17 protein-coding genes are annotated in these 20,144 nt (G+C 63.4%); 9 read left to right on the top strand and 8 right to left on the bottom strand.

What is annotated here, in order from left to right:
* Positions 1-129: 129 nt before the first annotated feature.
* From ACLEJQ_RS02730 to ACLEJQ_RS02710, 5 genes are all read right to left on the bottom strand, one after another.
* The gene (locus ACLEJQ_RS02730; protein ID WP_440792133.1) at positions 130-417 is read right to left on the bottom strand and encodes a hypothetical protein; all 288 of its coding nucleotides are present in this window, start codon (positions 415-417) and stop codon (positions 130-132) included.
* Between the two features lie 270 nt (positions 418-687).
* Positions 688-1,545 carry an SDR family oxidoreductase gene (locus ACLEJQ_RS02725; RefSeq protein WP_440791938.1) on the bottom strand — a complete coding sequence of 286 codons (858 nt, stop codon included), beginning with the start codon at positions 1,543-1,545 and terminating at the stop codon, positions 688-690.
* Between the two features lie 257 nt (positions 1,546-1,802).
* Positions 1,803-2,951, bottom strand: coding sequence for a MalY/PatB family protein (locus tag ACLEJQ_RS02720; protein WP_440791936.1), 1,149 nt, complete (start codon positions 2,949-2,951; stop codon positions 1,803-1,805).
* A 71-nt stretch (positions 2,952-3,022) separates the two neighbouring features.
* Entirely contained in the window at positions 3,023-5,260 is a 2,238-nt protein-coding gene (locus tag ACLEJQ_RS02715) for a molybdopterin cofactor-binding domain-containing protein (RefSeq protein WP_440791934.1), read from the bottom strand.
* Positions 5,261-5,272: 12 nt separating this feature from the next.
* Complete coding sequence (locus ACLEJQ_RS02710) at positions 5,273-5,746, bottom strand: (2Fe-2S)-binding protein (protein ID WP_440791932.1); 474 nt, start codon at positions 5,744-5,746, stop codon at positions 5,273-5,275.
* Between the two features lie 299 nt (positions 5,747-6,045).
* Here ACLEJQ_RS02710 and ACLEJQ_RS02705 point away from each other — a divergent pair, with 299 nt between their 5' ends.
* The 6 genes from ACLEJQ_RS02705 to ACLEJQ_RS02680 all read left to right on the top strand — a co-directional run bounded on the left by ACLEJQ_RS02705 (position 6,046) and on the right by ACLEJQ_RS02680 (position 11,230).
* Positions 6,046-6,309 (top strand): DUF2790 domain-containing protein, encoded by a 264-nt coding sequence (locus ACLEJQ_RS02705; protein WP_440791931.1) that lies wholly within the window; start codon positions 6,046-6,048, stop codon positions 6,307-6,309.
* A 218-nt stretch (positions 6,310-6,527) separates the two neighbouring features.
* On the top strand, positions 6,528-7,895 hold the full coding sequence (locus ACLEJQ_RS02700) for an epoxide hydrolase family protein (RefSeq protein ID WP_440791929.1): 1,368 nt from the start codon (positions 6,528-6,530) through the stop codon (positions 7,893-7,895).
* Between the two features lie 58 nt (positions 7,896-7,953).
* The gene (locus ACLEJQ_RS02695) at positions 7,954-9,027 is read left to right on the top strand and encodes an alpha/beta fold hydrolase (protein ID WP_440791927.1); all 1,074 of its coding nucleotides are present in this window, start codon (positions 7,954-7,956) and stop codon (positions 9,025-9,027) included.
* 23 nt (positions 9,028-9,050) lie between these two features.
* On the top strand, positions 9,051-9,557 hold the full coding sequence (locus ACLEJQ_RS02690; protein ID WP_440791925.1) for a cytochrome P460 family protein: 507 nt from the start codon (positions 9,051-9,053) through the stop codon (positions 9,555-9,557).
* Between the two features lie 34 nt (positions 9,558-9,591).
* The gene (locus tag ACLEJQ_RS02685) at positions 9,592-10,368 is read left to right on the top strand and encodes an alpha/beta fold hydrolase (RefSeq protein ID WP_440791923.1); all 777 of its coding nucleotides are present in this window, start codon (positions 9,592-9,594) and stop codon (positions 10,366-10,368) included.
* Positions 10,369-10,477: 109 nt separating this feature from the next.
* A complete protein-coding gene (locus ACLEJQ_RS02680) occupies positions 10,478-11,230 on the top strand; it encodes an SDR family oxidoreductase (protein WP_440791921.1) in 753 nt (250 codons plus the stop codon).
* Between the two features lie 92 nt (positions 11,231-11,322).
* On the opposite strand, the gene ACLEJQ_RS02675 is transcribed toward ACLEJQ_RS02680, so the two are convergent.
* Together ACLEJQ_RS02675 and ACLEJQ_RS02670 are read right to left on the bottom strand one after the other, a co-directional pair.
* Entirely contained in the window at positions 11,323-12,756 is a 1,434-nt protein-coding gene (locus ACLEJQ_RS02675; RefSeq protein ID WP_440791919.1) for a catalase, read from the bottom strand.
* Between the two features lie 68 nt (positions 12,757-12,824).
* On the bottom strand, positions 12,825-13,250 hold the full coding sequence (locus ACLEJQ_RS02670) for an organic hydroperoxide resistance protein (protein WP_440791917.1): 426 nt from the start codon (positions 13,248-13,250) through the stop codon (positions 12,825-12,827).
* 215 nt (positions 13,251-13,465) lie between these two features.
* Here ACLEJQ_RS02670 and ACLEJQ_RS02665 point away from each other — a divergent pair, with 215 nt between their 5' ends.
* The 3 genes from ACLEJQ_RS02665 to ACLEJQ_RS02655 all read left to right on the top strand — a co-directional run bounded on the left by ACLEJQ_RS02665 (position 13,466) and on the right by ACLEJQ_RS02655 (position 17,001).
* Positions 13,466-15,934 carry a PAS domain-containing protein gene (locus tag ACLEJQ_RS02665; RefSeq protein WP_440791916.1) on the top strand — a complete coding sequence of 823 codons (2,469 nt, stop codon included), beginning with the start codon at positions 13,466-13,468 and terminating at the stop codon, positions 15,932-15,934.
* Positions 15,927-16,298: a response regulator gene (locus ACLEJQ_RS02660; RefSeq protein WP_440791914.1), complete on the top strand. Its 372-nt coding sequence runs from the start codon at positions 15,927-15,929 to the stop codon at positions 16,296-16,298. The genes ACLEJQ_RS02665 and ACLEJQ_RS02660 overlap by 8 nt, the downstream gene beginning before the upstream one ends.
* Before the next feature lie 67 nt (positions 16,299-16,365).
* The gene (locus tag ACLEJQ_RS02655) at positions 16,366-17,001 is read left to right on the top strand and encodes a response regulator transcription factor (protein ID WP_440791912.1); all 636 of its coding nucleotides are present in this window, start codon (positions 16,366-16,368) and stop codon (positions 16,999-17,001) included.
* A gap of 150 nt (positions 17,002-17,151) precedes the next feature.
* Here ACLEJQ_RS02655 and ACLEJQ_RS02650 read toward each other — a convergent pair whose 3' ends face one another.
* The gene (locus ACLEJQ_RS02650; protein WP_440791910.1) at positions 17,152-20,046 is read right to left on the bottom strand and encodes an ATP-binding protein; all 2,895 of its coding nucleotides are present in this window, start codon (positions 20,044-20,046) and stop codon (positions 17,152-17,154) included.
* Positions 20,047-20,144: the final 98 nt, after the last annotated feature.

Below are 20,144 nucleotides of genomic sequence, written 5' to 3'. Positions count from 1 at the left end.
ATATCCGTTGCTGCGGTAATGGCTTCTTACGGTTCCGCCTTTACGGCGGGTTACTTTTGAAAGGGCGCCAAAAGTAACCAAAAGCGCCTCGCCCCACCACTGGGCACCTCGCCAAGGCTCGGTGTTCCCTCACTCCGGCATTGCTCCGTGGGCCCGCCGCGATGGGCATCCATGGCCCTGCGCGGCTATCCCGGCATCCATGCCGGGATGCCCACTGCGCAATGCCTGCGTTCGGCCCTTGTGGTTGATGGGGCGTCCAAGATCAAAAGCCAGAGCAAAAGCCAGAGCAGAAGCCAGAGCAAAAGCCAGAGCAGAAGCCAGAGCAAAAGCCAGAGCAAAAGCCAGAGCAAAAGCCAGAGCAAAAGCCAGAGCAAAAGCCAGAGCAAAAGCCAGAGCAAAAGCCAGAGCAAAAGCCAAAGCGAGGCGGCCTGACGGTCGGCTTGGCTTTTCCGGCTGTACCTGAATCCTGTGGGAGCGGGCTTGCTCGCGAAGACGGCCTGACAGCCAACCTATCTCTCGCGGCATACCCCACTCCAACTGTGGGAGCGAGCCTGCTCGCGATAGCGGTCGCAGGGGCAATCCGGTTTCAGGTTGGAACTCGTTTGGCCCAAGGGCCGGCAGTCAGACACGAGGTCTGCTGCGCAGCCCAGCGGGAGCAAGCTGTCTCGCCACGGGAATTGTGGGGAGCTAGAGGATGGGTTTGCCGCCGGTGATGCCATAGCGCGAGCCGGAGATGTAGCTGGACTCATCGGACGCCAGCAGCACGTAGATCGGTGCGACTTCCACCGGCTGGCCGGGGCGGCCCAAGGGGGTCTGGGAGCCGAAGTTCTGTACTTCTTCCTCGGGCATGGTGGCGACGATCAGCGGCGTCCAGATCGGTCCAGGCGCAACGCTGTTCACGCGGATGCCCTTGGGGCCGAGCATCTGCGCCAGGCCGCCGGTGAAGTTGGCGATGGCGCCCTTGGTGGTGGCGTAGGCCAGCAGGGTTGGCTTGGGCATGTCCGAGTTGACCGAGCTGGTGTTGATGATCGAGCCGCCGGCCTTCATGTGCGGTACGGCGGCCTGGCAGATCCGGAACATCGAGGTGATGTTGATATCGAAGGTGCGCACCCATTCTTCGTCGGGGATGTCTTCGAGGTTTTCGTGAGTCATCTGGAACGCGGCATTGTTGACCAGCACGTCGATGCGGCCAAAGCGCGCCACGGTTTCGTCGACGATCTTGTAGCACTGGGCCTTGTCCGCCAGGTCTCCCGGCAGCAACAGGCACTGTCGACCGGCCTGCTCGACCCAGCGGGCGGTTTCTCGGGCGTCGTCGTGTTCGTCCAGGTAGGAAATCGCGACGTCGGCGCCTTCACGGGCGAAGGCAATCGCTACGGCTCGACCGATACCGCTGTCAGCGCCGGTGATCAGCGCGATTTTGTTCGCCAGGCGCCCGGATCCGGTATAGCTCTGCTCGCCGCAATCGGGATACGGGTCCATCTTGCGCTGCGTGCCGGGCACCGGCTGGCTCTGTTTCGGGAACGGTGGGGTAGGGTAGTCGACCATGATGGATCTCCATGCAGTTTGTGAATGCGATGGAGGGTGGACTATGGGGTTTGCGGGAGAGTTCGGTTGAATGTCTGGCGTGATGGATGAGCGTGGTGGGCAAAAAATATTCAACACCCGGATTCCCCGTGGCGAGGGAGCTTGCTCCCGCTGGGCTGCAAAGCAGCCCCCTTGTTCTACCTGATACAGTCCTTCGGGGCCGCTTCGTGCCCCAGCGGGAGCAAGCTCCCTCGCCACGGGGCCAAGGTGTCGGGAAGTTAGCGGCGGGCCTTCAGGCTGCGCTCCATGCGTGCGATGCCTTCTTCCAGCAGGCTGCGTGGGCAGCCGAAGTTCAGGCGCACGAACTGGGCGGCGTCGTCGCCGAAATCCAGCCCGGCGCTGAGGCCGACCTTGGCTTGCTTCAGGAAGAACCCTTGTGGGTCGTCCAGTCCCAATGCCGAGCAGTCCAGCCACGCCAGGTAAGTGCCCTGGGGTACGGTCATGGTGATGCCAGGCAAGCGCGTCTTCACGGCGTCGACCAGGTAATCGCGGTTGGCCTGCAGGTAGGTTTTCAGGGCTTGCAGCCATGGGCCGGCTTCGCTGTAGGCGGCGCGGGTCGCTTCAAGGCCCAGGGCATTGACACTGTCGACCATGCCGGCGCGGGCGTTGTTGACCCGCTCGCGCACTTTAGCGTTCTGGATGATGGCGAACGAAGTTTTCAACCCCGCGATGTTGAAGGCCTTACTGGCCGACATGAGTGTGATCGTGCGCTCGGCGATTTCCGGGCTCAGGGACGCGGTGGGAATGTGCACGCGGCCATCGAAGCACAGCTCGGCGTGGATCTCGTCGGAGATGATCCAGGCATCCTGTTCCAGGCAGATGTCGGCCACGGCCTGCAGCTCGTCCCGATCGAACACCTTGCCCAGCGGATTGTGAGGGTTGCTCAGCAACAGCGCGCCACCGCCTTGCAACGCATCGCGCAAGGTGGCCAGGGGCGTGTGGAACTGGCCATCGACCGGGTCGAACGGCAGCTCGACCTTGTTCAGTTTCCAGTGACCCGGTGCATTGCGCAGCGGCGGGTAGTTCGGCACTTGCACCACCACATTCTGATCCGGCTCCACCAGCGCGTGCAGCGCCATGTTGAAACCCGGTTCCACACCCGGAAGGAACACGATCTGCTGTGGCTCGACGCGCCAGGCGTACTTGTCCCACAGGTCGGCCACCACCGCGGCCCGCAAGTTGTCCTGGGCCACGCTATAACCGAGCATCGGGTGTTCAAGGCGCTTGTGCAGCGCATCGATCACCGCCGGCGGGGCAGGGAAATCCATGTCGGCCACCCACATCGGCAACACATCCGCCGGATAGCGGCTCCACTTGGTGCTGCCGGTGCCGTGGCGTTCCAGTACCGTGTCGAAATCGAATGTCATGATGGTTCCATCAGGTCGCGTAGTGAGATGGCCGTCATGATAAAGCAAGTTGCAACGCTGACCAGCGCCCGCTACGCCAGCTTGAACGGCAACTGACGTATCGGTTTGCCCGTCAGGCTCGCGATGGCGTTCGCGAACGCGGGAGCCAGCGCCGGCAGGCCGGGCTCTCCCATGCCGGTGGGCGGTTCGGCGCTGGGTACGATATGCACGCTGATTTGCGGCATGTCGCTGATGCGCGGAACACTGAAGTCAGCAAAATTACTCTGCTGCACCACGCCCTCCTTGAGCGTGATTGCTCCACCGGGCAGACACATCGACAGGCCCATGAGCGCGGCGCCTTGCACCTGGGCCTCGACGCTGCGCGGGTTGACCACCAGATTGCAATGCACCCCGGCGGTCACCTGATGCAGCACCGGCCGTCCTTCCTGCACCGAGGCCTCCACGACGTAGGCCACCACCGAGCTGAATGACTCATGGACCGCGACGCCCCAGGCGCGTCCCGCCGGCAACTGACGTTTGCCGTACTCGCTTTTGTCGACGGCCAGTTGCAGCGCAGCCCGATGGCGCGGACGTTGATCGGCGAACAGCTTCATCCGGTAAGCCACCGGGTCCTGTGCGGTGGCTCGGGCGATTTCATCGATCAACGTTTCCATCACGAACGCGGTATGGGTAGAGCCGACGCTGCGCCACCACAGTATCGGTACATTGAGTTTCGGGTGATGGACCGTCAGGCGCATCGGCACCGGGTAAGGATCGCGCATGCCTTCGGTCGCGGTGGGGTCGATGCCGTTTTTCACCCGTGCGCCGAACAGCGTGTCGGTCAGGATCGATTGCCCGACCAGAGCATGATCCCAGGCCAGCACCGTGCCGTTGTCGTCAAAGCCGATACGCGCATGGTGCAGGTGCATGGGACGGTAATAGCCGCCCTTGATGTCGTCTTCACGGCTCCAGAGCGTGCGTATCGGTGCGGTCAGCCCGACGCCGCGGGCGGCCTTGGCCACTTCGCACGCCAGCGCGACAAAGTCGCCACTGGGCACACCGCGCCGCCCGAAGCCTCCGCCTGCCGTTTGCACGTTCATCCGGATCTGCTCCGGCTTGAGATCCAGCACTTTGGCAGCGACGACACTGTCCCCGCCAGGGAACTGCGTGCCGACCCACAGCTCGGCGCGTCCGTCGGCAACCTGTACGGTACAGTTCAGCGGTTCCATGGGGGCATGGGCGAGGTAGGGGAACAGGAACTCTGCCTCCAGTCGATGCGGCGCCCCGGCCAGTGGCGTCATGTCGGCATCGAAATGCACCGGTCCAGGCTGGCTGGCCAGCTCCCGGTACTGGAGCACTTGCTGTTCGCTGTCCACCTTCTCGACAGCGGAAAGGTCCCATTCCAGCTTCAACGCATCACGCGCCAGTTTCGCCTGCCAGTAGCCCTCGGCAATCACCGCCACGCCTTGCGCACCGCCATCGAGCGGCACCCGCAAGACGGCCTTGACCCCTTTGGTCGCCCGTGCCGCGCTGTCATCCAATGAGCCGATCTTGCCGCCAAACACCGGTGGACGGGCCACCACGGCGGTCAGTTGCCCGGGCAGGTGTACGTCGATGCCGAAATCCTGCTGGCCGCTGCTCTTGGCTTTGGCATCGATGCGGGTGGTGGCCTGACCGATGATGCGAAAATCCTTGGGGTCCTTGAGCGTGACCGTCTGCGGGACGGGCAGGGCCATCGCAGCTTCGGCCAGTTCCCCGTAACTGGCTTTGCGGCCTGCCGGGCCGAGTACCGTACCGGCCTGAGTGCTCAGGCTTGTGACTTCCACGTTCCACCGCGAGGCCGCCGCCGCAAGCAGCATGGCGCGCGCGCGGGCGCCGAGTTCGCGGTATTGGACATAACTGTTCTTGATCGAGCTGGAGCCGCCAGTCAGGTGCAGGCCGAAAACCGGGTCCTGATAGGCCGCGTCGCTGTTGCCGTTGCGGCTGCGTACCAGGCTCCAGTCGGCGTCGAGTTCTTCGGCGAGAATCATGGGCAGGCCGGTCTGCACGCCCTGGCCGAACTCCAACCGGTTGATTGTCACTGTGATCTGGCCGTCTGGCGCAATCTGCACGAATGCAGAAGGCTGCTGCTGCGGCTTGAGCGAGGCGCCGACAGTGTCGTCCTGTTGCGCCAGGGCCAGGTGAGGAAATGCACCCAGGGCCAGGCCGCCGATACCGACGATCTTGAGGAAGCTGCGCCGGGCAAGCGTGGCGGGGCCGTCGAGCGCATCGCGTTCGTGCATGTATTGCAACGCACCGGGAAGCTCGCTCTGGAAGATATCGTTCAACATGTCGAACTCCGGTCAGGCCAGGGCTTTGGCGGCGTCAGCCACCGCAGCGCGGATACGGGCGTAAGTGCCGCAACGGCAGATGTTGCCGGCCATGGCCGAATCGATCTCGGCCGCGGTGGGTTGCTTTCCTTTGGGCTGGGCCTTGAGGAAAGCGGTCGCGCTCATGATCTGGCCACTCTGGCAATAGCCGCATTGCGCCACGTCGTGCTTGACCCAGGCCTCGTAGACGGCGCTGCCCACCGGATCGTCGCCCTGGGTGGCCGCCTCTATGGTGGTGATCTTCTTGCCTTCGGCGGCTGCGATGGGGGTTACGCAGGAACGGATGGCCTGGCCATCCAGGTGAACGGTGCAGGCTCCGCACAACGCCGCGCCGCAACCGAACTTGGTGCCGGTCATGCCCAGCGTGTCGCGCAGGGTCCAGAGAATCGGGGTGCCAGGGTCTATGTCAACGGTGTACTCACGGCCATTGATGTTCAGGACGCTCATAGTCGGACCAGCTCCGGATGGTTTGGCTCCGGTTAACTATAGGAACAAATCCGTAGGGCCGATTGCACGATCCGGGTGGATGATTGCCTGATCGTGCAATCGCTGAACGCCTGCTCAGGCGCAAGGGAACCAAGCGAAGCATTGCAAATGTATCTCTGTGTATCCAACCCACCCGCCGATACGCGCTGTTTCTTTACAGACCATCGGTGACACATCGGCGATACCCGACTGGCGTCAAATGGGACCCATCGAGACAGCACAAGCCGTCTCACAGGAAACCCTACATCGGAGAGATCGTCATGAACTGGAAGAACCTCAGCCTCGCTTCAGTATTCGCCATCCTGAGCCTCGGCGCTGTCGCCGCCAATGCCCAGGACGCCGTCAAACCCCACGCCTACATGTACGGCGACCACCTGGACATCGCCAAGGTGCTGTCGGTCAAGCAAGCGGCGTCCTCGGGCTGCGGGATCGTCGAATCGCGCATGACCTACCTGGACTCCAGCGGTCGTATCCAGGCGCTTGACTACAGCACCTTCGCTCAGGACTGCGACCAGGGCAATTGACGCCCGGGCCCTTCAGAGGCGCTTGAGCGGCCGCACTTTGCGGTCGCCGATACCAAGGTATCGATCGACACCTTGGTGCAATCGTCGCTGCGCAATCGCGGTGGTTTGATCAGCCTGCCTGAGTCGCGGCGACGCATCTGAACGAGGCGTGCTGCGGCCCATGATCGCTCCGGCAACGATCGCCAGCCCCAAGGGCTATTCACTCAAGGAGTTTCACCATGCTTGTCACTTCGTCCGCTATTGCCTGGCCACGTTGCCTGGCGCGCTCCGCCAGCATCAGCCTGTTGACCCTCGCCCTGTCGGCCGCCAGCGGCGGTGCCTGGGCCGCTACCTCGGCAGAACCGTCAGGCGCCAGCGCACCGAGCCAATCCGACGCCATCCGCCCGTATCACATTCACGTTGACGAGGCGAAACTGACCGAGATGCGCAAGCGCATCGCCGCCAGCCGTTGGCCTGACAAGGAGACGGTCAGCGACGTGTCCCAAGGCGTCCAGTTGGCCCAGGTGCAAGCGCTGGTGAAGTACTGGGGCGATGGCTACGACTGGCGCAAGGCCGAGGCCAGGCTCAACGCCTTGCCCGAGTTCATTACCACCATCGACGGCGTCGACATCCAGTTCATCCATGTGCGTTCGCGCCACCCCAACGCGATGCCGTTAATCCTGACCCACGGCTGGCCGGGGTCGCAGTTCGAATTCCTCAAGACCATCGGTCCGTTGACTGACCCGACCGCATACGGCGGACGTGCCGAAGACGCTTTCGACGTGGTGATCCCATCGATTCCGGGCCACGGTTTTTCGGGAAAACCGACGGAACTGGGCTGGGGGCCTGATCGGGTGGCGAAAGCCTGGGATGTGTTGATGAAGCGCCTGGGCTACAACCACTACGTGTCCCAGGGCGGTGACCACGGTTCGGTGATTTCCGATGCCCTGGGCCGACTGTCGCCGCCGGGCTTGCTGGGCATCCACCTGAACATGCCGGCCACCGTTCCGCCGGAGCTGGTCAAACCGATCAACAGCGGTGACCCGGCGCCCGCCGGGTTGAGCGCTCCGGAGCGCAGGGCCTATGACTCGCTGAGCACGTTCTTCGGTCGCAATGCTGCCTACGGCGCGATGATGGTGACGCGCCCACAGACCATCGGCTACCTGCTGGCCGACTCACCGTCCGGCACGGCGGCGTGGATGTACGAGAAATTCGCCGCTTGGACCGACAGCGACGGCAAACCCGAGCGGGTGCTCAGCCGTGATGAAATGCTCGACGACATCAGCCTGTACTGGCTGACCGACACCGGCGCGTCGTCCTCCCGTTTCTACTGGGAGAACAACAACAATAACTTCAGCGCTGCGGCGCAGAAGACCGCGGACATCAAAGTCCCGGTGGCAATCACCGTGTTCCCTCACGAGATCTATCGTGCCCCTGAAACCTGGGCAAAGCGGGCGTATCCGTCGCTGGCCTATTTCCGCGAGGTCAGCAAGGGCGGCCACTTTGCCGCCTGGGAACAGCCTCAGTTGTTCAGTGAAGAGTTGCGCGAGGCCTTCCGCCCATTGCGCGCGGCGGCAGAAGACAGCGTTGCGCAAACCAACCGTTAAACCCTCCAGGCGGCTCCGCCCCCGGAGTCGCGTACCCGCTGTTCGCAAGGAGATCCCCATGGACATGACCCTCTCGAAACAACACACCGCACCGCGCCAGCGCCGTCTGCTGGCCCCCTCGATCCTGGTGTTCGCCATGATGCAGCTGGGCGCGCTGGGGCTCGCCTCGTCCCAGGCCAGCGCCGCCGAGGTGCCAGCGAGCACCATCAGCGCTATCACGCCCGGCAGTCATACCTCCCTGGGCACGTTGAAACACGTCAAGGCGGGGCTGCTGGATGTGTCTTATGCCGAACTTGGCCCAGCCGATGGGCCGGTGGTGATCCTGCTGCACGGTTGGCCCTATGACATCCACAGCTACGCCGACGTCGCACCGGCACTGGCCGAGAAGGGCTACCGGGTATTGATCCCGTCTGCCCGCGGGTATGGCGAAACGCGCTTCCTGTCTGCCAAGACCCTGCGCAACGGCCAGCCTTCAGCGCTGGCGAGCGACCTGATCGATTTCATGGACGCGTTGCATATCAAACAGGCGGTGCTCGGTGGCTATGACTGGGGCGCACGCACCGCCGATATCGTTGCGGCTCTCTGGCCGGAGCGCGTCAAGGCGCTGGTGGCGGTCAGTGGCTACCTGATCGGCAGCCAGGAGGCCGGCAAGGCGCCACTGCCACCGGCCGCCGAATTGCAGTGGTGGTATCAGTTCTACTTCGCGACAGAACGCGGTCGCCTGGGCTACGAGAAAAACACCCACGATTTCGCCAAGCTGATCTGGCAACTGGCGTCGCCGAAATGGAAGTTCGACGACGCGACTTATGAGCGCAGCGCTGCGGCCCTGCAGAACCCCGATCACGTCGCCGTTTCGATTTACAACTACCGCTGGCGCCTGGGCCTGGTCAAGGGCGAAGCCAAGTACGACGCGCTGGAGAAAAAACTGGCGACATTCCCGGCCATCAGCGTGCCGACCATCACCATGGAGGGCGACGCCAATGGTGCCCCGCATCCGCCGGCCGAAGCCTATGCCAAACGCTTCACCGGCAAGTACGAGCATCGCCTGATCGACGGGGGTATCGGCCACGACCTGCCACAGGAGGCTCCCCAAGCCTTCGCCCAGGCCGTGATCGATGCCGACCACCTCTGACCACGGCTCGTAGGGAGAACGACATGACATTCAAGCGACTGGCAGCCTGTGCTGCCCTTGCCTCGGCTGCGCTGGCCGCGACCGGCGCGGCCCTCGGCGAGGCGGGCAGTGGTGAGGCTTCACCGATCTACGGGGTGAAGATCCCCGACGGGTATCGCGCCTGGCAACTGGTCGGCCCGGCCCAGGAGGCCGAGCCACTCAATGAGCTGCGTGCAGTGCTGGGCAACGCGAAGGCGATCAAGGCCTATCAGGACGCAACGCTGCCGTTCCCGGACGGCACGGTGCTGGTCAAGCTGGCCTGGAAGCACGTCCAGTCGCCGGAGTTCGAGCCGGCGTCGATCCCCGGCGCGGCGACCACCGTGCAGGTAATGGTCAAGGACTCCAAGCGATATGCCGCCACTGGCGGTTGGGGATTCGGGCGCTTCATCAACGGTAAGCCCGCCGATGAAGCCCAGCACCAGACCTGTTTCGCCTGTCACCAGGCGCGGGTCCAGAACCATGACTTTGTCTTTACCCGCTATGCCCCCTGAGCCGCTGCAAAGCCATTCAATCAAGGAGTCACCCATGAAAAAAGTCTTTCTCGCCTTGGCGTGCAGCGCCGGCCTGTTCATCGCTGCCGGCGCCTATGCACAACCCGTCAAACCCACCGTCGTGCTGGTGCACGGCGCTTTTGCCGACGCTTCAAGCTGGAACGGCGTCGCCAGGATTCTCGAGCGGGACGGCTACACGGTCATCGCAGCCGCCAACCCATTGCGCAGCGTGAAAAGCGACGGTGCGGCGGTTTCCGCGTTGCTGAGCAGCATCAAGGCGCCCGTGGTGCTAGTGGGGCATTCCTATGGCGGCAACGTGATCAGCGAAGCGGCCAATGACCATGCCAACGTCAAGGCGCTGGTCTATGTCAGTGCCTTCGCACCGGAGGCGGGCGAAACCGTCGCCGGGCTCGCCGGCAAGTTCCCCGGCAGCACCCTGGGCCCGACCCTGGCCGCGCCTGTGGCACTGCCCGATGGCGGCAAGGATCTGTACATCCAGCAGGACAAGTTCCATGACCAGTTCGCAGCCGATGTCCCGGCCGGCCAGGCGGCGCTGATGTCAGCGACCCAGCGTCCAGTCACCGACGCCGCGCTGAACGAACCGTCGGGCCCACCGGCCTGGAAGCAGATTCCGTCCTGGTACATCTATGGCGACAAGGACAAGAACATCCCACCGCAAGCCATGGCATTCATGGCCAAGCGCGCCGATGCCAAGGCCGTGAAGGTGGTCAAGGGGGCTTCGCACGTGGTGATGGTTTCCAACCCAGAGCCGGTGGCCCGGTTGATTGAAACCGCTGCAACGGCCAAGTAGACCCATCCCGTGGCGAGATCGCGGTTCGTGCTGGAGCCACCCAACCCGCTCTAGCCCGAGCATGTGCCCTCGTCACGGGGATCGCTGTGACCCTTTACGGGAGTTGAACATGAACATTACATCGCAACGGTTTACCGGCAGGGTCGCCCTGGTCACCGGAGGGTCGAGGGGGATAGGCGCCGCGGTGGTCCGCCGGCTGGCGAAGGAGGGTGCGGCGGTGGCGTTTACTTATTCAGCCGCCGAGGCGCAGGCCCAGGCGCTGGTCGCCAACATTCAGGGGGAGGGCGGCAGGGCTCTGGCAATCAAGGCCGACAGCAAATTCGCCGGTGACGTGCAGCGGGCGGTTTCCAGCACCGTGGCGCACTTCGGCGCGTTGAATATCCTGGTGAACAATGCCGGTATCCTTCGGCAAGGATCGGTCGATGCGTTCAGTGTCGAGTCCCTTGATGAAATGTATGCCGTCAACGTGCGCGCTGCCTACGTTGCCGCACAGGCCTGCGCCAAGGTCATGACCCAGGATGACCGGATCATCATGGTCGGCAGCGTTGTGGGTGAGCGCACCGGTTTCGCGGGCTCCAGCGCCTATTCGATGACCAAGTCGGCGCTGATTGGCATGGTCCGCGGCCTGGCCCTGGACCTGGCGCCACGGGGCATCACCGTGAATAACATCCAGCCCGGCCCGACCGCTACCGACATGAACCCGGCGGATGCACCGTACCTGGACAAAGTGATCGGACTGGTGCCCCTGGGGCGTCTGGGCGCGCCGGATGAAATCGCTAGTATGGTCGCCTTCCTGGCCAGCGCCGATGCCTCGTTCGTCACCGGCGCGAGCCTGACCGTGGATGGCGGCTACCTGGCCTGATTCCTTTGCAAGCGCCTCGCTCCCCCGGTGCATCTTTGTCGGGCCTCGGATTTGTGGCGACATTGAAACCCGTGGGAGCTGTGGGGGACGTTTCAGCCCAGTGCCTCGATGGCCTGCGCCACGCCCAGGCCATACGCCGGGTCAGCCTGGAGGCAGTGTTGGATGTGGCGCTGTTTGGCCTCGGCCGAAGCGCCCTGGATCGAACGGGCGGTGTTGTCGAACAAGGCTTGTTTCTGTTCCGGGCTCATCAGCCGGAAAAGGGCGCCGGGCTGGGAAAAATAGTCTGTGTCTTCCCGGTGATTCCAGTGTGCGGCACTGCCATACAGGGCCAGTGGCGGTTCACGGAAGTCCGGTTGCTCCTGCCATTGCCCTTGGCTGTTGGGTTCATAGCCGATGGTACTGCCGGCGTTGGCGTCAGTGCGCATGACGCCGTCACGGTGATAGCTGTTGACCGGGCATCGGGGGGCGTTCACCGGGATCTGGTGGTGATTGACGCCAACCCGATAGCGCTGTGCATCACCGTAGGAAAACAGCCGCGCCTGGAGCATTTTGTCCGGAGAGAAGCCGATGCCGGGCACGACGTTGGCCGGGTTGAAGGCAGCCTGTTCCACGTCAGCAAAGTAATTGTCCGGGTTGCGATTGAGTTCCAGCGTGCCGATCTCCATCAGTGGGTAATCCGCGTGGGGCCAGACTTTGGTCAGGTCGAACGGATTGATCGGGTACATGCCGGCGTCAGCCTCCGGCATGATCTGGACGCAGAGCTTCCAGCGGGGAAACTGGCCTTGCTCGATGCTGGTGTAGAGATCGCGCTGGGCGCTTTCGCGATCTTCACCCACCAGCGCGGCGGCCTGGGCGTCGGTCAGGTTGGCGATGCCTTGCTGGCTCTTCCAGGTGAATTTCACCCAGAAACGCTCGTTGGCCGGGCTGATGAAGCTGAAGGTGTGGCTGCCGAAACCGTGCATGTGCCGGTAGGACTGCGGCAGGCCACGGTCGCTCATGACAATCGTCACTTGGTGCAAGGCTTCGGGCAGCAGGGTCCAGAAGTCCCAGTTGTTGCGGGCACTGCGCATGTTGGTGCGGGGGTCGCGTTTGACCGCATGGTTGAGGTCCGGGAATTTCAGCGGGTCGCGCAAGAAGAACACCGGGGTATTGTTGCCTACCAGGTCCCAGTTGCCTTGCTCGGTGTAGAACTTGATAGCGAACCCACGAATGTCGCGCTCGGCATCGGCGGCGCCGCGTTCGCCGGCCACGGTAGAGAAACGGACAAACACATCGGTGGTCTTGCCGATGCTTGAGAACAGGCTCGCCTTGCAATAGCGAGTGATGTCATGGGTCACGGTGAAGGTGCCGAACGCACCGGAGCCTTTGGCATGCATGCGGCGTTCGGGGATCACCTCGCGGTCAAAGTGTGCGAGTTTCTCCAGGAGCCACACGTCCTGCAAAAGCATCGGCCCCCTCGGACCGGCTGTCTGTACGTTGTTGTTATCGACCACCGGTGCGCCGGCAGCTGTCGTCAGCTTGTTCATGGTTTGCTCCTGTTGTGTACCGGGCGACGTCAATGGCTCACGCCCTGGACGCCACCCGGTCCGGCCGATCAGGCCAGGGTGATTTCGACGTGGATGTTGTTGCGCGACAGCTTGGAATACGGGCAGGTCTGGTGCGCGGCGTCGACCAGCGCCTGGGCCGACTCACGGTCAAGGCCAGGGACACTGACTTTCAGGCGCGCCTGGAGAAAGTAGTCGCCCTCAGCCAGGCACAGGTCCACCTGCGCATCGATGGCGACAGTCTCTGGCAGCTTGATTTTCAGCCGTCGCGCCGCCAACTGCATCGCGCCTTCGAAACAGGCGGACCAGCCGGCGGCGAACAGCTGCTCGGGGTTGGTACCGGCGCCGGATGAGCCAGGGCTTGAAAGCTTGAGGTCCAGGCGCCCGTCATCGCTGCGCGCCCGGCCATCCCGTCCGCCGGTGGTCTGGACATTTGCGGTGTAGAGCACGTTCTGGGGTGCGGTCGGAGTCGACATGGAGGCATTACCTTGATGAGTGGAAGGAAACTTCATCTCAGCAAAAAGCCCGGCACCGGCTCCATTGTACGTAGGTGTTAGTCTGCCGGCCGAGCGCGCCGCTTTGCCGGCGCCGGTGCCGCTACACTGAACTGCGCGTACGACACCTTAGTATGATTGGCGGGTGCTCCTCATCGGGGCATCCTGCGTTAATGCGACCGTGGAACAGGACCGGCATGGATAACGAACTCGACCGCGTCATCGACGCATTGTCCGCTGTCGCTCAGCCGGCCGGCACGTTGGACAGCGACTTGCGCAAGCTGATTGACAGCGTCCCGGCGCTGGTGTCGTTGATGACGCCGACCGGGGAACTGGAATGCGTCAATGTCCATAACCTGCAATACATGGGCACGACCCTGGAAGAACTCCGCGACTGGGCCGAAAGCGACATCATCCACATGGATGATCGCCCGGGCGTCATCAGCAGTTGGGCCCATGCGGTGGCGACGGGCGAGCCTTATCGGCATGAGCTGCGGATCCGCCGGGCCGACGGCGCCTACCATTGGTTTGTCGCCAACGCCATGCCAATGCGCGATGAGGCCGGGCGGATCATCCGCTGGTGGGTCATTACCCTGGACATCGACGAGCAGAAGCGCGACAAGACCCTGATCGCCCAGGCGCTGGATGAAATCCGCGCCTCGGAAGCCCGGCTGCGTAGCATCATCAATGCGATTCCGGGTTTTGTCTGGAGCGCCACCCCGGATGGCAATGTCAGTTTCCTCAACCAACGCTGGTGCGACTACACCGGTATTCCCTTGGAAGAGGCGTGCGGCAGGGGCTGGATGCCAACCATCCACCCCGATGACAGCCATGCGCTGGACGCCTACTGGCAGGCGCTGGAATCCGGTGAGCCGGTTGAGTTCGAGGCTCGGCTGCGGCGGTTTGACGGCATCTACCGCTGGTTTCTGATCCGCGCTGTACCGGAGCGCGACGAGGCCGGGCGGGTAGTGCGCTGGTATGGCGAGAACACCGACATCGAGGACCGCAAGCGTGCGGAAATACTGCTGGCGGGGGAAAAGCGCCTACTCGGCATGATTGCCGGTGGGTCGCCCCTCAGGCTCATTCTGGAAGCGTTGTGCGAGCTGGCCGAGGCGAGCTTCGAGGGCGGTCTTTGCAGTGTCGTGCAGGTGGACCTGCCCCGTATGTTCCCCGGCGCCTCGCCGAATCTGCCGGCGGTGCTGATGCCGGCCCTGGATGGCCGCCCGGTGGAGGCGCACCTGTGCCCCGACGCCTGGGTCGCGATCCATAACGAGCAACTGGTCTGCACTGACCTGAACCGCGAGACACGCTGGACGACCTGGCGCGCCGCGGCGTGGGACCTGGGGTTGAAGGCCAACTGGTCGACCCCGATCACCTGCGCCAACGGCGATGTCGCCGGCGTGCTGTCGATTCTCTACCGTGCACCCGGGGCACCCACCGAGGCCCAGCAGAATCTGATCGCCCAATTGACGCACCTGGCCAGCATCGCCATCGACCGGGCCCGTAGCGAGGCGGCGCTGCGCCAGAGTGAGGCGTTCCTGGCCAGGGCCCAGCGCCTGAGCTCGACGGGCACGTTTTCGTGGCGGGTGAATTCGGATGAAATCACCTGGTCGGAGGAAATCTATCGGATCCTCGATCTGGATCCGCGAGTCAAACCCACTTTCGACTTTATCTATACCCGCATCCATCCTGACGATATTTCCATCCATAAGGAAATGATCCGGCGCCAGCGCAAGAGCGGGCAGGACTTCGAACACGAACATCGCCTGCTGTTGCCCGACGGCACGGTGAAGCATGTACACCTGGTGGCTCATGCCATGAAAGACGAGGAGGGCGGGCTGGAGTACATCGCCGCGTTGCAGGATGTGACCCAGCGACGGCTGTCCGAAGCCGCCCTCGGCGAGGTCCGCTCCGAGCTGACGCACCTGGCCCGGGTCGCCAGCCTGGGGGCGCTGACGGCGTCCATCGCCCATGAAGTCAATCAACCGCTGGCCGGGATCATTACCAACGCCAGCACCTGCCTGCGCATGCTGGGCGCCAACCCTGCGAACGTCGCCGGTGCCCTGGAAACGGCGCGGCGCACCATCCGCGATGGTAACCGGGCGGCTGAGGTGATCAACCGGCTGCGGGTGCTGTTTTCAAAGAACAGCATTACCCTGGAGGATGTCGACATCAATGAAGCGGCGCGCGAGGTGATCGCGCTGTTGCTGGGCGAGTTGCAGCGCAGTGAAGTGGTCCTGCATCCCGAATTTGCCGAGGGGTTGCCCTCGGTTCGAGGTGATCGGGTACAGTTGCAACAGGTCATTCTCAACCTGATCCTGAACGCGAAAGAGGCGCTGGGCAGCGTCACCGACCGCTCGCGTCATCTTGAGGTCAGCACCGGCAAGCAGGGCGACGAGGTGTATCTGGAGGTCCGGGATAACGGCGCCGGCTTCGACCCGCAGGATGCGCAGCGGCTGTTCGATGCGTTCTACACAACCAAGAGTTCGGGCATGGGGATCGGTTTGTCAGTCAGCCATTCGATCATCGAGAAACATGAGGGGCGGCTTTGGGCCTGTGTGAATGACACAGGTCCAGGGGCCACGTTCAGATTCGTGATCCCATACCTGGGCGAACGCGACCGGGACGCCGGCATCGATCAAGCCAGGGAGGTTTTCAATGGATAAGCCTTTGCTTGTATCGGTGGTGGATGATGACGAGTCGGTGCGCGAAGCCTTGCCGGACCTGCTCAAGGAGTTCGGTTTCGCAGTCCAGGCATTTTCTTCGGCGCAGGCATTCCTGGCGTCCGGCTGTATCAGCCAGACCCGCTGTCTGATCCTGGATGTTGTCATGCCGGGCATGTCCGGGCCGGACCTGCAAAAAGAACTGGCCCGACGCGAGCTCTTCATTCCGATCATCTTCATTACCGCGCTGGGGGAAGCAGCCTTGCGCCCGCAACTGATGAAGCTGGGGGCGGTGGAGTGCCTGACCAAGCCGTTCAGTGAGGCGGCGCTGCTCAAGGCACTCAGCGCGGCGCTGCCGGTGGGTTGAGCGGCATGTCATTCAAGGAGGTGGCCAATTGAACGCAACCAACGCAGTGGCACCCGGACACGAATGCATGGCAAAGCTCCCTGCACCGATCGTGTACGTGGTCGATGACGATGTTTCGGTACGTGAATCGCTGGAGCTGCTGATCGGTCATGCTCAGTGGCAGCCGCAACTGTTCGAGTCGGCGCAAGCGTTTCTCGCCCGGCCCCGACCCCTGGTGCCCAGTTGCCTGGTGCTGGACATCAATCTGCCGGACCTCAACGGCCTGGATTTGCAGAGTGCGATCGCCAGCGACCGTCCGTTGATGCCGGTGATTTTCATCACCGGCTATGGCGACGTCCCGCGTTCGGTACGGGCAATGAAAGCCGGCGCGGTGGAATTTCTGACCAAGCCGTTTGACGACGACGTCTTGTTGAACGCCATCAGCGACGCCCTTGAAAGCAGCCGCGTTGCCCTGGACCGCGAAGCAAGCCTGCGGGAACTTCGCCAGGCCTACGAGACGTTGACGCCACGCGAACAGGAGGTCCTGGCAATGGTCGTGGCGGGGCGCATGAACAAGGTGATCGCGTCTGACCTGGGGATCAGCGAGATCACCGTCAAGGCGCACCGTGGCAAGGTTATGCGCAAGATGAACGCCCGTTCGCTGGCCGACCTGGTGAAGATGAGCGCCCGATTGGTACAGGATGAGCCCCTCGCCAAAGGCTAACCTTTTATGACGAAGGAGCTTGTTGTGGCGAGGGAGCTTGCTCCCGCTGGGCCGCGAAGCAGACCCGTCCTGAGGATTTAGCCCTCAAGCGTGAGCAACAAGCTCCCTCGCCACGGTCAAGCAGCCTGAGCACGAGGGCTGCCGCTTGTCTCAGTCGCCGGCTGCATCGGCCGCACGTTGCCGCAGCGCGTGCAATTGGCGCAGGTCCAGGGTGTCGTAGCCTTCGGTCATTTGCTGGCTGCACGCATCCAGCAAGATCCTGGCTTCGGCGGCGCGCTTTTGCTCCAGCCACAGGCCGGCCAGGTCCATGGCGGCTCGCAGCTCCCAGGCCACGGCACCCTGTTGCCGGCTCAGGGCAATGGACTCTTGCAGCACGCCTTCTATCGCAACCGGGTTGGCGGGAACCCGCGTCTTGAGGACGACGGCCTTGATCCGCAGCAGTTCGGGCAAGGCATAGGCGTCGCCGCTCTGGCGACAATGCCGGATGGTCGCTTCGACCTGACTCAGCGCTTGTTCGTGCTGCCCGCCCAGAATCAAACCCTCGGCGAGGGCAATTTCAAAAGCGGTGGTCAGCAGTTCGTAACGCATGCCTTGCAGTCGCGTCAGGCTCTCCTGCAACAAGGCAACGGCAGGGCCTGGCTGCCCCGCGCGTATCGCGATGGCCCCTTGTACGCCCATGGCGGCGGCCACATACGGCGCCAGGGCGTTCGCTTCGGCAATGTGGCTGAATGTCTCCAGGCCGGCGCGGGCTTTGTCCAGGTCGCCGGTCCAGATATACAGGCCCAGGGTCCAGACCAGTGCGATGCAGTGAGTCACCGGATGATCGAGCATGGCCGCCTCGGCTTCCACTTGCGCGGCCCAACGCCTGGCCTGATCGGGGAAGCCCAGCAACCACAGTGTGCGCGCCAGGGCCAGGGCCGTCCGGTTGCGGTGGTCGAAACCATAGTGAAGCGTGCTGCTGCGTTGGGACGGCACGCTGTTGCGCAGGGACCTTTCCAGCGCCTGGCGCGCCAGTCGTTGATCACCGAGCAAGTGATGGGAAATGCCCGCCAGGGAGGCGGCCACGGCGATTGCCTCGGGCTTGCCGATGAGGTTGCCCACCTCAACGGCCTGTTCAGCCCAGGCCAGCGAGGAGGGAAAGTCACCGATGCGTTCGGAGAAAATCTGCAATCGGCCCAGCAGCCTCAGCCGCGAGCAGTGGTCACCCAGTGACTCGGCAATGTCCAGCGCCCGACGCAGCGCCGTGTAGGCCGCGTCGCTGTTACCCCGCGTGAACATCAGCACCAGGCCAAGGGCGGCCTGCAATTCCATTTCGGTGGGCGTTGCGTAGTAACCCAGCTCCAGCAGTTCAGTCGCCCGGGCGCACCAGGTTCGGCATTCGGCCAGCAGCGAAAAGTGCAGCAAAAGCGGCGCGCTCGCGGCTGCCAGGGGCAGGGCCAGGCCCGGGTCGCCCTGGGGCCCGAAACTCCACTCCAGGGCGGTCCTGACATTGCCCAATTGATGGGCCAGCTGTGACGAACGCTCGAAAACTTCATCGGGCGACGTGCCGAGGCGGCCGAGCAGTTCCGTGAAGTAGGCGGCATGCCTGAACGACAGGTCATGGGTTTGTGCGTCCCCCCGGGCCGCCAGTTTTTCTCTGGCATACGCCCGGGTCATCTCCAACAGCCGATACGCCGCCAGCGCATCGCTGTGGTCGACGCTGACCAGCCCTTTGGACGTCAGGTCATCCAGCGTGGCGGCCGCCGTGACGGGGTCTATTTGCTCATCGGCGAGCACTTGCGAGGCGGCTTCCAGGGAGAACGGCCCGACGAAAACCGACAGCCGCTCGAATACGTGCTTTTCCGGTTCGCTGAGCAGTGCATAGCTCCAATCGAGCATCGCCCGCAATGTCTGGTGCCGCGGCAGCGCGGTACGTCGCCCTGACCAGCCCAGGGAAAAACGCTCGCCCAGCAGCGCGTGGGTGGCTCGCACGCCGTGTGTTGCCACGCGTACGGCGGCCAGTTCGATGGGCAACGCCATGCCTTCGAGCCGACGGCAGATGTCGGCAATCATCCGCGCGTCGTTGCCATCGATTACCCACGTCGCATTACCTGACGACGCGCGCTCTACAAACAGCTTCACGGCCGGGTAGGCCAGCAATTGTTCGGCACTCAGCGTCTGCACCTCTGCCGGATAATCCAGGGGATTGAGCCAGTGCACGTATTCGCCGAGGGTACGAAGGGGTTCGCGGCTGGTCGTCAGCAATGACACCTGTGGCGCCGCCTCCCGGATCTGTTCGACCAGGGCCGAAACGCTATCGATCAGGTGTTCGCAATTGTCGATGATCAGCAGCAGGCGACTGTCGCGCAGATGGGCAAGCAGGACGAACAGAGGATCTTCGGCCTGCACGGCAATGCCCAGGGAGGCCGCGACGGACGACGACACAAGGGATTCGTCTTCGACTTGCGCCAGGTCGACGAAACGCACTTTCTGCTGCTGCCCGGCAGCTATCCGATGGCCGATCTCCACGGCCAGGCTGGTCTTGCCAACGCCGCCGGGGCCCACGATGGTGAACAGTTTGGGTTCCAGCAGCCGCTCGACAATCCGCTGCACATCGCTGTCGCGACCTATCAGCCTGGTACGTGCCGGCAATGCGCCGACAGCACTGCGGTGCTCGACCTGGGCAGGCGCCATGACCACTGGCAGTGGGGCTGGCTGCAATCGTTCGAGGGGCGCGACAAAGGCATAACCGACGCCGACCTGGGTGGAGATGTAGCGCGCGCCGTCTTCACCGTCGCCGAGGATCCGCCGCAGCCCGGTCATGTGGAAACGCAGGCTACCTTCAGCGACCACGATGTCCGGCCAGACCAGTTTGAGCAATTCGCGCTTGGACATCACCCGTCCGGGACGTTCGAGCAAGGCGATCAACAGATCCAGGGCGCGTCCGCCGATTTCCACGCGAACGCCATCTTTGGTCAGCAATCGCTTGCCCGGCGTGACGCAGAAGGGCCCAAAGGCGAATTGGAGGGTCAAGGAATCGTGCAAATCGTCTGGAGCGATCTCCACAAGGCTGGCTCTCTGGATAGGGGAAGTGTGCAAGCGCTGTGGGACGAATCCTACGCTGAAATACACCCCTTCCGCCATAGATTGGCAGGCCGTGTGTG

The sequence above is a fragment of the Pseudomonas sp. SMV71 genome (assembly GCF_052042015.1).
Taxonomy (GTDB): domain Bacteria; phylum Pseudomonadota; class Gammaproteobacteria; order Pseudomonadales; family Pseudomonadaceae; genus Aquipseudomonas.
This window is presented reverse-complemented; position numbering and strand designations above follow the sequence as displayed.